A 13,207-nucleotide genomic window follows, 5' to 3' on the forward strand; every position below is an offset into this window, starting at 1 on the left:
CGCCCAAGAACGGGTTCAGGCCTCCAACGTAGCAATGCTGCCAATCCCACCTGATGGAGCAATACGTATGCGAAAGCTGAAGTCCCTGTGTCTGCAATCCATCGGCATCGCCGCCCTGGCCCTTGGCCTCGGCACGGCCCATGCCGCTGACAAACCCACCCTGAAGATCGGCTACGTCAACGGCTGGGACGACAGCGTCGCTGCCACCCACGTCGCCGGCGAAATCCTCAAGGAACGGCTCGGCTACGGCGTCGACCTCAAGCCGGTGGAGCCCGCCATCATGTGGCAGGGCGTGGCCCGGGGCGACCTGGATGCCACCCTCTCGGCCTGGCTGCCGGCCACCCACGGCGAGTACTACGAGAAGCTCAAGGACAAGGTGGTCGTCCTCGGCTCCAACTACAAAGGGGCCAAGATCGGCCTCATCGTGCCGGACTACGTCCAGGCCAAATCCATCGAAGACCTGAACACCTACAAGGCCGATTTCGACGGCAAGATCACCGGGATCGACGCCGGTGCCGGCGTGATGCGCCGCACCGAGGACGCGATCAAGCAATACAACCTGGACATCAAGCTGATGCCCAGCTCCGGCCCGGCCATGGCCACCGCCCTGACCCGCGCCGAGAAAGCCCAGAAGCCCATCGTGGTGACCGGCTGGATCCCCCACTGGATGTTCGCCAAGTGGAAGCTGCGCTTCCTGGAAGACCCGAAGAAGGTCTTCGGCGATGACGAACACGTCGACACCGTGGTCAACCCGGGCCTGGAAGCCAAGGCCGCCGATGCCACCGCCTTCCTGAAGAAATTCTCCTGGAGCGGCGAGGAAGTCGGTGCCGTGATGCTGGCCATCCGCGAAGGCGCCAAGCCGGAAGAGGCCGCCAAGGCCTGGATCGCCAAGAACCCGCAGCGCGTGGAGGAGTGGCTGAAGTAAGCCGCGCCACGCTCGCCCAAGCCCCCGCCGGCCCTGCCGTCGGGGGCTTTTTCATGGGCCTTGCCCCAGCGCCTGGATGCCCTGCAGGGCAAAACCGCCCCATCACCGGGCACCTCGGCCCCTTCCCGCCTGCGACGACGACGCTGATTGATCAATCAATTAATTACGCCCTAGACTCCGCCTTCCCGATACCCACACAAAATGGTGGAAATCCCCGATGCCCAAGGTCGGAATGCAGCCGATCCGCCGCTCGCAACTGATCCATGCCACCCTCGAGGCCGTCGACAAGGTCGGCATGGCCGACGCCAGCATCGCCTACATCGCGCGCCTCGCCGGTGTTTCCAACGGCATCATCAGCCACTACTTCAAGGACAAGAACGGCCTGCTAGAGGCCACCATGCGCCACCTGATGCAGGCCCTCAGCACCGCCGTGCGCGAGCGCCGCGCCGCCCTGGTGGACGGCAGCCCCCGCGCCCACCTGCGGGCGATCATCGAGGGCAACTTCGACGACAGCCAGGTCAACGGCCCGGCCATGAAGACCTGGCTGGCCTTCTGGGCCGCCAGCATGCACCACCCCTCCCTGCGCCGCCTGCAGCGGGTCAACGACCACCGCCTCTATTCCAACCTGTGCTGCGAGCTGCGCAGGGTGCTGGACGTCCAGACCGCGCGTGCGGCCGCCCGTGGCCTGGCCGCGCTGATCGACGGGTTATGGCTGCGCAGCGCCCTCTCCGGCGACGTCGACACGCGGCAGTCCCTGCACATCGCCTACGACTACCTGGACCAGCAACTGGCCAAGGCCGCCCGCTGACCCCGTTTCCCGCGCTACCCAACGACGTGCTACCCGCCTGAAACGAAAACGCCCCGGGGTTTCCCCCAGGGCGTTTCGCATTGCGGGCCGGTCAGACCGGGCCGGGGACCGAAACCGGTGAACGGCGCTCCAGGGCTTCGCCGTCGAGGTCGGCGCGCATCGCCTTGAGCAGGGCGAACATGTACAGCAGCAGCACCACCGAGAACGGCAGCCCCGCCAGCACCACTACCGTCTGCATGGCGGTGAAGTTGCCGGCGAACAGCAGGCCGATGGTCACCAGGGTGATCACCACGGACCAGAAGATGCGCAGCCAGTTCGGCGCGTCCTCGTCCAGTTCGCCGCCCTTGCGGGACAGGTTGGCCAGCATCACCGAGCCGGAGTCGGCCGGGGTGAGGAACAGCACGAAGCCCACGCAGATGGACAGGCCGATCACCACCTTGGCCATCGGGTAGTGCTCCAGCAGCAGGTAGATGGACATGGACGGTTGCTCCAGCGCGGCCTTGCCCAGCTCCACGGCGTTCTGCTGCATCACCAGGTCCAGGGCGCTGTTGCCGAACACCGACAGCCAGGCCAGGGTGAAGCCCAGCGGGATCAGCATCACCCCGCACACCAGCTCACGGGCGGTACGGCCACGGGAGATACGGGCGATGAACATGCCGACGAAGGGCGCCCAGGAGATCCACCAGGCCCAGTAGAACAGGGTCCACAGGCCCATCCAGGCTTCGCTCTTGCCACTCTGGCCGGTGTAGACGTAGAGGTCGAAGGTCTTCAGCACCAGGCCGTTGAGGTAGTCGCCCAGGTTCTGCACCAGGCTGTTGAGCAGGTGCAGGGTATTGCCTGCCAGCAGCACGAACAGCAGCAAGCCGCTGAACAGGATGATGTTCAGGTTGGACAGCCGGCGAATGCCCTTCTCGATGCCCGACACAGCGGCCAGGGTCGCCACCAGGCTCATCACCAGGATCACCGCCAGCAGCGCAGTCTGGCTGTGCGGGTAGCCGAACAGGTACTCCAGGCCGGAGGAGACCTGCAGCGAGCCGATGCCCAGGTTGGTCACCAGGCCCAGCAGGGTGACGAAGATGCCGAAGCAGTCCACCGCATTGCCCACCGAACCCTTCATCAGGCGTTCGCCGAACAGCGGGTAGAGCGCCGAGCGCAATGCCAGCGGCTGGTTGTGGCGGTAGGCGAAGTAGCCGACGGCCAGGCCCACCAGCGCATAGATCGCCCAGCCGTGCACACCCCAGTGGAGGAAAGTCAGCTGCAGCGCCTGGCGTGCGGCGTGCTGGGTACCGGGCTCGCCTTCCGGCGGGTTGTAGAGGTGATCCAGCGGCTCGGACGCCGCGAAGTACAGCAGCGAGATGCCGATGCCCGAGGAGAACAGCATCCCCGCCCAGGCGCCGTAGCTGAAGTCCGGACGCTCGCCGTCCGCCCCCAGGCGCAGGTTGCCGTAGCGGGAGAAGGCCACGTAGAGGACGAAGAACAGGTAGGCACCGATCGCCAGCATGTAGTACCAGCCGAAGCTGCGGGACAGCCAGGCCTGGGCCTTGCCGAGCCAGAGGCCGGCCTGTTCGGGGAAGAGGATCAGCACGAGGGTGAGCAGCAGGATCGACGCCGTCGATCCGAAGAACACCACGGGATTCAGCCGCGGCTGCACACCGTGGCCGTGGTGGGAAGAGGCGGTACTCATGGACAGCAGAGCTCCAAGGCAGTTAAGGCACGCGCCTGTCGGCGCAACCACAGACCCGCGCCGCCCTGCCCGACCCGCTCATGAACCCCGGCGAAGCCTCTGCATTGCGGCCTGGACAGGGTGCGGCGAACTGCCGCACATCGGTCCATGCCGCGCAGCTTATTCTTTGTTGTTTGAACGTTCAATAAAAATAAAGTAGGCTCGTTTTCACCCTGATCGGGCGGCCCTTTGCCGTCCTGGAATCACGAGAAAGGGGTGCACAAAGGCACCCCGCCTTGCGTAACGAGACCTGAGAGGACAATCCCCATGGCCCGATTCGAAGAACAGAAGCTCTACATCGGCGGTCGCTACGTCGAAGCCACCAGCGGCGCCACCTTCGAGACCATCAACCCCGCCAATGGCGAAGTCCTGGCCAACGTCCAGCGCGCCAGCAAGGACGACGTCGAGCGCGCCGTTGCCAGCGCCGTCGAGGGCCAGAAGGTCTGGGCCGCCATGACCGCCATGCAGCGTTCGCGCATCCTGCGTCGTGCCGTGGACATCCTCCGCGAGCGCAACGATGAGCTGGCCGCGCTGGAAACCCTCGACACCGGCAAGCCCCTGGCCGAGACCCAGGCGGTGGACATCGTCACCGGCGCCGACGTGATCGAGTACTACGCCGGCCTGATCCCCGCCCTGGAAGGCGAGCAGATCCCCCTGCGCGAGACCAGCTTCGTCTACACCCGCCGCGAGCCGCTCGGCGTGGTCGCCGGCATCGGCGCCTGGAACTACCCGATCCAGATCGCCATGTGGAAGTCCGCCCCGGCCCTGGCCGCCGGCAACGCCATGATCTTCAAGCCCAGCGAAGTCACCCCGCTGACCGCCCTCAAGCTGGCCGAGATCTACACCGAAGCCGGCGTCCCGGACGGCGTGTTCAACGTGCTCACCGGCAGCGGCCGTGAAGTCGGCCAGTGGCTGACCGAGCACCCGCTGATCGAGAAGATCTCCTTCACCGGCGGCACCTCCACCGGCAAGAAGGTCATGGCCAGCGCCTCCAGCTCCTCGCTGAAGGAAGTGACCATGGAACTGGGCGGCAAGTCGCCGCTGATCATCTTCGACGACGCCGACCTCGACCGCGCCGCCGACATTGCCGTCATGGCCAACTTCTTCAGCTCCGGCCAGGTCTGCACCAACGGCACCCGCGTGTTCGTACCCAAGTCCCTGGCTGCCGCCTTCGAAGCCAAGGTGGTCGAGCGCGTCAAGCGCATCCGCCTGGGCAACCCGGAGCAGGCCAGCACCAACTTCGGCCCGCTGACCAGCTTCGCCCACATGGAAAGCGTGCTCGGCTACATCGAGGCCGGCCGCAAGGAAGGCGCGCGCCTGGTGATCGGCGGTGAGCGCGTGACCGAAGGCGAGTTCGCCAAGGGCGCCTATGTGGCCGCCACCGTGTTCGCCGACTGCACCGACGACATGACCATCGTCCGCGAGGAAATCTTCGGCCCGGTGATGAGCATCCTCACCTACGAGACCGAAGACGAAGTGATCCGCCGCGCCAACGACACCGACTACGGCCTGGCCGCCGGCGTCGTCACCCGCGACCTGGCCCGCGCCCACCGCGTGATCCACAAGCTGGAAGCCGGCATCTGCTGGATCAACACCTGGGGCGAGTCCCCCGCCGAAATGCCGGTGGGTGGCTACAAGCAATCCGGCGTCGGCCGCGAGAACGGCATCACCACCCTGGCCCACTACACCCGCATCAAGTCCGTGCAGGTGGAGCTCGGCGACTACGCCTCGGTGTTCTGAGCCCAGCCCCCGCAAGCCTCAAGCGACTCGGCTGCAAGCCCGCGCGCCGCACACGGCGCGGCCCGGCGCTTGTAGCCCGCAGCCCATCCGGAGGATGACCCATGGAATTCGACTACATCATCGTCGGTGCCGGCTCGGCCGGTAACGTACTGGCCACCCGCCTGACCGAAGACGCCGACGTCAGCGTCCTGCTGCTGGAAGCCGGCGGCCCCGATTACCGCTTCGACTTCCGCACCCAGATGCCCGCCGCCCTCGCCTACCCGCTGCAGGGCCGCCGCTACAACTGGGCCTACGAGACCGACCCCGAGCCCTACATGAACAACCGCCGCATGGAATGCGGGCGCGGCAAGGGCCTGGGCGGTTCCTCGCTGATCAACGGCATGTGCTACATCCGCGGCAACGCCCTGGACTTCGACAGCTGGGCCAAGGCCCCGGGCCTGGAAGACTGGACCTACCTCGACTGCCTGCCCTACTTCCGCAAGGCCGAGACCCGCGACATCGGCCCCAACGACTACCATGGCGGCGACGGCCCGGTGAGCGTCACCACGCCGAAGAACGGCAACAACCCGCTGTTCCACGCCATGGTCGAGGCCGGCGTGCAGGCCGGCTACCCGCGTACCGATGACCTCAACGGCTACCAGCAGGAAGGCTTCGGCCCCATGGACCGCACCGTCACCCCGGAAGGCCGCCGTGCCGCCACCGGCCGTGGCTACCTGGACCAGGCGCGCAACCGCCCGAACCTGACCATCGTCACCCATGCCCTGACCGACCGCGTGCTGTTCAGCGGCAAGCGCGCCATCGGCGTCGACTACCTCCAGGGCGACAGCGACCAGCGCATCACCGCCCACGCCCGCCGCGAAGTGATCGTCTGCAGCGGCGCCATCGCCTCGCCGCAATTGCTGCAACGCTCCGGCGTCGGCCCCAGCGACCTGCTGCGCGGCCTCGACATACCGGTGGTGCATGACCTGCCCGGCGTCGGCGCCAACCTGCAGGATCACCTCGAGCTGTACCTGCAGTACGCCTGCAAGGAGCCGGTCTCCATCTACCCGGCCACCAAGTGGTGGAACCAGCCGGCCATCGGCGCCCAATGGCTGTTCCTCGGCAAGGGCCTGGGCGCCAGCAACCAGTTCGAGGCCGGTGGCTTCATCCGCACCCGCCCCGAGTTCGCCTGGCCCAACATCCAGTACCACTTCCTGCCGGTGGCGATTAACTACAACGGCAGCAAGGGCGTGCAGGAGCACGGCTTCCAGGCGCACATGGGTTCCATGCGCTCGCCGAGCCGCGGCCGCATCCACGTGAAGTCCCGCGACCCGCGCCAGCACCCGAGCATCCTGTTCAACTACATGTCCCACGAGCAGGACTGGCAGGAGTTCCGCGACGGCATCCGCATCACCCGCGAGATCATGGCCCAGCCGGCCCTCGACCCCTACCGCGGGCGCGAGCTGAGCCCGGGCGCGGACAAGCAGAGCGATGCCGAGCTGGACGAATTCATCCGCAACCACGCCGAAACCGCGTTCCACCCCTCCTGCTCCTGCAAGATGGGCACCGACGACATGGCGGTGGTGGATGGCCAGGGCCGCGTGCACGGCATGGAAGGCCTGCGGGTGGTGGACGCGTCGATCATGCCGGAGATCATCACCGGCAACCTCAACGCCACCACCATCATGATGGCCGAGAAGATCGCCGACAAAATCCGCGGTCGCCAACCGCTGCCGCGCAGCACCGCCGCGTACTACGTCGCCGGTGACGCCCCCGTGCGCACCGAGCCGCAGCGCAAGGCGAGCTGACCCTCCGCGGGGGCGGTTCACGCCGCCCCCGCGTCTATTCCGGCAGCTCCTGCCGGATCATCCAATGCCCTTCCGGCGGCATCAGCCGGCTGATGTCGAAGTGATCCAGAGCCACCCGGTCGAGCATCTGGATGCGCGGACTCACCCACGTCGCCGCCTCCCTGTGCTCCAGTGCCCTCACGGCCAGGTCCATGGCAATTCGCGCCTGGATCACCGGCGAATCCGTGGGCGCCGCCAGTACCTGACCCTGGCGGACCTCATCCAGCACCCGCTCCGTGGCATAGAGCGACACCACCTGGGTCGGAAAGCGCGACGGCGACACCTTGACCAGGCTCGCCGCAAACGCTGCCGCCTCCGCATTGCCCAGCAGGTAGTCCAGGTGAGACTCCTGCGCCAGCAACTGGCGCACCAGCGCCGCCTGGGTGGTGCGATCAACCGGGCCGTAGCCGCCTTCCGCCAGGCTCACCGACGCCCCCTGGATAGCTTGCTGAACGCCCCGCTCGGCATCCAGCACCCACCCGGCATCACGGGGCCCGGGCAGCCATCCGATGCGGACCGGTGAACTGCCCGCGCGTGCCCGGATGTACGCCACCGCCACGCTGGCCATGTCGGCGAAATCCACCCGCGAATGGGCCGTCACCCCTGCGCACTCGATGCCATTGACCAGGTCGATCACCGGCGTGCCGCGTTGCTGCAGCTGCCGGATCTCGTCGCACAACCCCCGCGCTTCGATGGCCCCGATGATGAAGGCATCGGCACCGAGCTCGACACACCGGCTCAACTGCGCGCGTTGCACATCCGGGAACTGGTAGCCGCCGGCCTCATAGATCCCCAGCTGGACGCCCTGCCGCAGGGCCTCCTCGGACAGCCCCCAGGCCACACCCCACCAGTAACGGTCGATGCCATGGGGCAGCAAGGTACAGACGCGCCAGGGCCGGCTGGCACGCTCCAGCGGCACGTAATCGCGAGCCTGTCCGTCAGCGATCACCGGCACGGGAAACCACTCCGCCGCCTGGCAAGGTACCAGGGCCAGCCAGGACAGCAGCAGCGCACAGCAGATCCGCATCGAAGCCAGTCCTTAGCAAGCGCGAGGGGGATTCGCAAAGAGCCTAGCAGCCCGCATGCCACGGTGGATGACAGCCTTCGCCTACAGGCCTAAAGTCCCCGGGTCATCCGCTTGAGGATTCCCATGCCCGGCTCCCACCCCCTCGATCCCCGCACCGCCCGCCTGCTGCCCTGGCTCGTGGCCATCGCCTTCTTCATGCAGGCCCTGGACGGCACCATCCTCAACACCGCCCTGCCCACCATGGCCCGCGACCTCGCCGAGGACCCGCTGCGCATGCAGTCGGTGGTGATCGCCTACATGCTCACCGTGGCCCTGCTGATCCCCGCCTCCGGCTGGCTGGCGGACCGCTTCGGTACCCGCCGGGTGTTCCTCGGGGCGGTGCTGCTGTTCACCCTCGGCTCGCTGTTCTGCTCCCTCTCCACCACCCTCGGCCAACTGGTGGTGGCGCGGGTGGTACAAGGCCTGGGCGGCGCATTGATGATGCCCGTGGGCCGGCTGATGGTGCTGCGCAGCTACCCGCGCACCGAGCTGGTGCGGATCATGAGTTTCGTCACCCTGCCCGGCCTGCTCGGCCCGCTGATCGGCCCGACCCTTGGCGGCTGGCTGGTGGAATACGCCACCTGGCACTGGATCTTCCTCATCAACCTGCCGGTGGGCCTGCTCGGTGCCTACGCCGCCGGGCGTTTCCTGCCCGACCTGCGCAGCAGCGGCCCGGTACGCCTGGACCTGCGCGGCTTCCTGCTGTTCGGCACGGCGATGGTGCTGATCACCATCGCCCTGGAAGGCCTGGGCGAACTGCACCTGCCCCACGTACGGGTGATGCTCCTGCTGTTCGCCGGCATCGCCTGCCTGGCGGCCTACTGGCTGCACGCCATGCAGATCGAGCGGCCGCTGTTCCCGCCCTCGCTGTTCCGCACCCGCACCTTCGCCGCCGGCATCCTCGGCAACCTGTTCTCGCGCCTGGGCAGCGGCGCCCTGCCCTTCCTCACCCCGCTGCTGCTGCAGGTGGCGCTGGGCTTCAGCCCGGCCCAGGCGGGCATGACGCTGATCCCCCTGGCGCTCTCGGCCATGCTCGCCAAACCCCTGGCCAAGCCACTGCTGGACCGCCTCGGCTACCGCCGCCTGCTGCTGGGCAACACCGCCCTGCTCGGCGGCCTGATCGCCAGCCTGGCCCTGGTGGACGCCAGCACGCCCTACCCGGTGCTGCTGGCCCAGCTCGCCGCCCTCGGCGCGGTCAACTCGATGCAGTTCACCGCCATGAACACCGTGACCCTGCTGGACCTCGACGACCAGCAGGCCAGCAGCGGCAACAGCCTGCTCTCGGTGGTGATGCAGCTGTCCATGAGCCTCGGCGTCGCCGTGGCCGCCGCGTTGCTCGGCGGCTTTGGCAAGCCCGACGCCCAGAGCGTGCTGGAGGCTTTCCAGGCCACCTACCTGTGCGTCGGCGTGCTGACCCTGATGGCGGCGGCGATCTTCCTGCAGTTGCCCGCCGACAGTGGCCGCGCAGTCCGCCCGGTGGACGATGGCGGCCACTGAAACCCCGCCGCCGGTCGCCATCGGCCGGCGGTGATGACTCTTCATCCTGCTAAACTGCGCGCCCAGATGACCCACCAGGCCCCCTCCGTGAGCACCCTACCCTTCAGCAGCCTTCCCCTGTCCGCCGCCATGCAGGCCAACCTCGAGGCCCTCGGCTACCGGGAGACCACGCCCATCCAGGCCCTCGGCCTGCCCGTGATCCTCCAGGGCCGCGACCTCATCGCCCAGGCCAAGACCGGCAGCGGCAAGACCGCCGCCTTCGGCATCGGCCTGCTGGAAGGGCTCAACCCGCGCTTCTTCGGCTGCCAGGCCCTGGTGCTGTGCCCCACCCGCGAGCTGGCCGACCAGGTGGCCAAGGAACTGCGCCGGCTGGCCCGCGCGGCCGACAACATCAAGATCCTCACCCTGTGCGGCGGCATGCCGCTGGGGCCGCAGATCGGCTCCCTGGAGCACGGCGCACACATCGTCGTCGGCACCCCGGGCCGTGTGCTTGAGCACCTGCGCCGGGGCAGCCTGGTGCTCGATGGCCTGCGCACCCTGGTGCTGGACGAGGCCGACCGCATGCTCGACATGGGCTTCATCGAGGCCATCGAGGAAGTCGTCAGCATGACCCCGGCCAAGCGCCAGACCCTGCTGTTCTCCGCCACCTACCCCGACGGCATCGGCCGCCTGGCCTCGCGCTTCCTGCGTGATCCGCAGCGGGTCGAGGTGGAGTCGCGGCACGACGACCAGCAGATCGAGCAACGCTTCTTCGAGATCGACCCGCGCCAGCGCTTCGAGGCCGTGGCCCACCTGCTCATGCACGTGCGCCCGCAGTCCTGCATCGCCTTCTGCCAAACCCGCCAGCAGTGCCAGGAACTGGTGGAACACCTGCAGTCCCTGCGCATTTCGGCACAAAGCCTGCACGGCGAAATGGAGCAGCGCGACCGCGACCAGGTGCTGACCCTGTTCGCCAACCGCAGCCTCTGCGTGCTGGTGGCCACCGACGTCGCCGCCCGTGGCCTGGACATCGCCGGGCTGGAAGCGGTGATCAACGTCGAGCTGTCCCGCGATGCCGAGGTGCACATCCACCGCGTCGGCCGCAGCGGCCGGGCCGGGGAAAAGGGCCTGGCCCTGAGCCTGGTGGCCCCGGCCGAGGCCAGCCGCGCCTCGGCCATCGAGGCCCTGCAACAGGCGCCGCTGAACTGGCAGCGCCTGGATGAACGGGTGGTGAAGAATCGCGAGCCGCTTCTGCCGCCTATGGCTACGCTGTGTATCAGTGGAGGGCGCAAGGACAAGGTTCGCCCCGGGGACATCCTCGGGGCACTCACCGGCGAGGCTGGAATTCCCGGTACGCAGGTGGGCAAGATAGCCATCTTCGACTTCCAGGCCTTCGTGGCCGTGGACAGGAGCATCGCCCGCCAGGCGCTCCAGCGTCTTGCGGAAGGCCGTATCAAGGGGCGTGCCTTCAAGGTGCGCCTCCTCTAGCGACACCCCGGAACGGATCGATCGAAACACAGCGCTGGCGACAACGTGCCCGTCGTCGAGGCAATGGAGCAAGTAGTGCGCAACATTCTGGTCATCGAAGACAGTCCGCTGGTCCTGAAGATCCTGGAGCACCTGTTCCGCCAGGAGCCGGACCTGCAGCCGCTGTTCTGCGCCAGCATGGCCGAGGCCGAGGTGCTGCTGGAAACCTCGGCCGCGCTGTTCTTCGGCGCCATCGTCGACCTCAACCTGCCCGACGCGCCGGACGGCGAAGTGGTCGACCTGGTGCTGCGCCACGCCGTGCCCTGCATCGTCCTCACCGGCTCCTACGATGAGCAGCGCCGCGACAGCCTGCTGCTCAAGGGCGTGGTGGACTACGTGCTCAAGGAGAGCCAGCACTCCTACGAGTACGCCTTCCGCCTGCTGCACCGCCTGGAGCGCAACCGTGGCGTGAAGATCCTCGTGGCCGAGGATTCCGACGCCACCCGCAAGTTCGTCCGCCGGGTGCTGACACCGCACCAGTACCAGGTGATCGAGGCCTGCGACGGCGACGAAGCCCTGCGCATCCTCCAGGAGCAGACCGACATCGACCTGCTGCTGGTGGACCACGGCATGCCCGGCATCAGCGGCTTCGAACTGGTGAAGACCCTGCGCCAGAAGATGCGCCGCAACGAGCTGATCATCCTCGGCCTGTCGGCCGACACCAAGGGCTCGCTCAGCGCCATGTTCATCAAGCACGGCGCCGACGACTTCCTGCGCAAGCCCTTCTGCACCGAGGAGCTGAACTGCCGGGTGATGTTCAGCCTGGAGCGCCGGGACATGCTCAAGGCCCTGCGCCAGGCCGCGCTGTACGACTCGCTCACCGAGCTGTTCAACCGCCGCGCGTTCTACGAGCAGTGCGCCGAACGCCTGCAGCAGGCCCGGCGCAACAGCCAGCCCATCAGCGTGGCGATGATCGACCTGGACTTCTTCAAGCGCATCAACGACGACTACGGCCACGCCAGCGGCGACACCGCTCTGGTGATGTTCGCCAAGGTGTTCCGCCACAGCTTCCCCGATGCCGTGCTGGGCCGCCTGGGTGGCGAGGAGTTCGCCCTGCTCAGCGACGCCGACGGGGCCACCGTGCAGGCCACGCTGGACCAGCTGCGACGCAACTGCGCACGGCTGCGCTATGCCAACGAGGCACCGCCGCTGTCGTTCAGCGCCGGGGTCTACCACGGCGAGCCGGAGGAGCTGGAAGCGCTGCTGCAAAAGGCCGACCAGCGCCTCTACGAAGCCAAGAGCCAGGGGCGCGGGCGCACCCTGCTCTGACCCCCTCCAAGTCCTTGCTGCACCAGGCGCTCAGAGCCCCTGCCCTTCAAGAATGCGCTGGTAGGTGCCGTCCTCGCGCATCCCTTGCAGGGCCCGGTTGAAGCGCTCTACCACCTCACGGTGCTGCGGCAGGCTGCGCCGCACGAGGATCGCCAGGTTGTTCTCCGACAGCGGCTGCGGCAGGAACTCCAGCTCATCGCGGATGCCCTTGAGCTCGCGGCCGAAGTGATAGCGGGCCACCAGCTCGTCCTCCAGGGTCAGGTTCACCCGCCCCGCCGCCACCATCCGCGCGCCCATCTCGAAGCCCACCACCGGCACCCGTTTCAGGCGGGTGTCCTGGTCGAAGGCCGGCGAATAGGCGTAGCCGCGCACCACCGCCAGGCTGTAGGGCAGCAGGTCGTCCAGGTTCGTGTAGCGAAGGCCGCTGCCGCGTCGCTGCACGAAGCGGATGCGGTTGACCAAGTAGGGCTCGGAATAGAGGCCGTAGACGGCCCGGGCATCCTCGTACCAGGCGCTCACCACCACGTCGTAGTCACCGGTCTGCAAGCCCCGCAGCACCCGGGCCCAGGGCACCTCCACGTACTCCGTGGCGTAGCCGGCACGTTGCAGCGCGGCCTCCACCAGTTGCACGGCCACGCCATTGCCCGGCATGCGCGCATCGGTGAAGGGCGGCCAGACGTCGCCGACCAGCCGCAGCGGGTCCGCGCGCAGGCCGGACGCACCCAGCAGCGAGAGCAGGAACAGCAAGCGAAGGGTCTTGGTCATCGAAAGTCCCACTTCCTGGCAGGGACGGCAGCACGCCATTGAGCCGCCCTCTCAGGGTAGACCGACGCGGGCAGGTGCGCCG

General features: G+C 67.7%; 10 protein-coding genes. 7 read left to right on the forward strand and 3 right to left on the reverse strand.

Annotated elements, in window-relative coordinates:
• Positions 1 to 67 precede the first annotated feature (67 nt).
• Positions 68 to 925 (forward strand): glycine betaine ABC transporter substrate-binding protein, encoded by an 858-nt coding sequence (locus FBY21_RS18180; protein WP_044409239.1) that lies wholly within the window; start codon positions 68 to 70, stop codon positions 923 to 925.
• 217 nt (positions 926 to 1,142) lie between these two features.
• Entirely contained in the window at positions 1,143 to 1,733 is a 591-nt protein-coding gene (gene betI / locus FBY21_RS18185; RefSeq protein WP_044409242.1) for a transcriptional regulator BetI, read from the forward strand.
• A gap of 91 nt (positions 1,734 to 1,824) precedes the next feature.
• Here the strand turns inward: betI and FBY21_RS18190 are convergent, their stop codons facing one another.
• Complete coding sequence (locus FBY21_RS18190; protein WP_044409272.1) at positions 1,825 to 3,360, reverse strand: BCCT family transporter; 1,536 nt, start codon at positions 3,358 to 3,360, stop codon at positions 1,825 to 1,827.
• 363 nt (positions 3,361 to 3,723) lie between these two features.
• On the opposite strand from FBY21_RS18190, the gene betB reads away from it, so the two are divergent.
• Positions 3,724 to 5,196, forward strand: coding sequence for a betaine-aldehyde dehydrogenase (betB, locus tag FBY21_RS18195; RefSeq protein ID WP_044409245.1), 1,473 nt, complete (start codon positions 3,724 to 3,726; stop codon positions 5,194 to 5,196).
• Between the two features lie 101 nt (positions 5,197 to 5,297).
• Positions 5,298 to 6,983 carry a choline dehydrogenase gene (gene betA, locus FBY21_RS18200; RefSeq protein ID WP_142012737.1) on the forward strand — a complete coding sequence of 562 codons (1,686 nt, stop codon included), beginning with the start codon at positions 5,298 to 5,300 and terminating at the stop codon, positions 6,981 to 6,983.
• A 34-nt stretch (positions 6,984 to 7,017) separates the two neighbouring features.
• Here betA and torT read toward each other — a convergent pair whose 3' ends face one another.
• Entirely contained in the window at positions 7,018 to 8,049 is a 1,032-nt protein-coding gene (torT, locus tag FBY21_RS18205; protein ID WP_142012738.1) for a TMAO reductase system periplasmic protein TorT, read from the reverse strand.
• Positions 8,050 to 8,172: 123 nt separating this feature from the next.
• Here torT and mdtD point away from each other — a divergent pair, with 123 nt between their 5' ends.
• From mdtD to FBY21_RS18220, 3 genes are all read left to right on the forward strand, one after another.
• Positions 8,173 to 9,585 carry a multidrug transporter subunit MdtD gene (gene mdtD / locus FBY21_RS18210; RefSeq protein WP_074967279.1) on the forward strand — a complete coding sequence of 471 codons (1,413 nt, stop codon included), beginning with the start codon at positions 8,173 to 8,175 and terminating at the stop codon, positions 9,583 to 9,585.
• Between the two features lie 66 nt (positions 9,586 to 9,651).
• A complete protein-coding gene (gene dbpA / locus FBY21_RS18215; RefSeq protein ID WP_301308360.1) occupies positions 9,652 to 11,052 on the forward strand; it encodes an ATP-dependent RNA helicase DbpA in 1,401 nt (466 codons plus the stop codon).
• A gap of 75 nt (positions 11,053 to 11,127) precedes the next feature.
• Complete coding sequence (locus tag FBY21_RS18220) at positions 11,128 to 12,360, forward strand: diguanylate cyclase domain-containing protein (RefSeq protein ID WP_074967277.1); 1,233 nt, start codon at positions 11,128 to 11,130, stop codon at positions 12,358 to 12,360.
• 30 nt (positions 12,361 to 12,390) lie between these two features.
• Here the strand turns inward: FBY21_RS18220 and FBY21_RS18225 are convergent, their stop codons facing one another.
• A complete protein-coding gene (locus tag FBY21_RS18225) occupies positions 12,391 to 13,125 on the reverse strand; it encodes a substrate-binding periplasmic protein (RefSeq protein ID WP_142012740.1) in 735 nt (244 codons plus the stop codon).
• Positions 13,126 to 13,207: the final 82 nt, after the last annotated feature.

This window comes from Pseudomonas sp. SLBN-26, assembly GCF_006715895.1.
GTDB classification, from domain to species: domain Bacteria; phylum Pseudomonadota; class Gammaproteobacteria; order Pseudomonadales; family Pseudomonadaceae; genus Metapseudomonas; species Metapseudomonas otitidis.

Excerpts from the sequence above, each read along its gene's own strand:
- FBY21_RS18180 (WP_044409239.1), top strand. The coding sequence starts at position 68 with ATGCGAAAGCTGAAGTCCCTGTGTCTGCAATCCATCGGCATCGCCGCC.
- betI (WP_044409242.1), top strand. The coding sequence starts at position 1,143 with ATGCCCAAGGTCGGAATGCAGCCGATCCGCCGCTCGCAACTGATCCAT.
- betB (WP_044409245.1), top strand. The coding sequence starts at position 3,724 with ATGGCCCGATTCGAAGAACAGAAGCTCTACATCGGCGGTCGCTACGTC.
- betA (WP_142012737.1), top strand. The coding sequence starts at position 5,298 with ATGGAATTCGACTACATCATCGTCGGTGCCGGCTCGGCCGGTAACGTA.
- torT (WP_142012738.1), bottom strand. The coding sequence starts at position 8,049 with ATGCGGATCTGCTGTGCGCTGCTGCTGTCCTGGCTGGCCCTGGTACCT.
- mdtD (WP_074967279.1), top strand. The coding sequence starts at position 8,173 with ATGCCCGGCTCCCACCCCCTCGATCCCCGCACCGCCCGCCTGCTGCCC.
- dbpA (WP_301308360.1), top strand. The coding sequence starts at position 9,652 with ATGACCCACCAGGCCCCCTCCGTGAGCACCCTACCCTTCAGCAGCCTT.
- FBY21_RS18225 (WP_142012740.1), bottom strand. The coding sequence starts at position 13,125 with ATGACCAAGACCCTTCGCTTGCTGTTCCTGCTCTCGCTGCTGGGTGCG.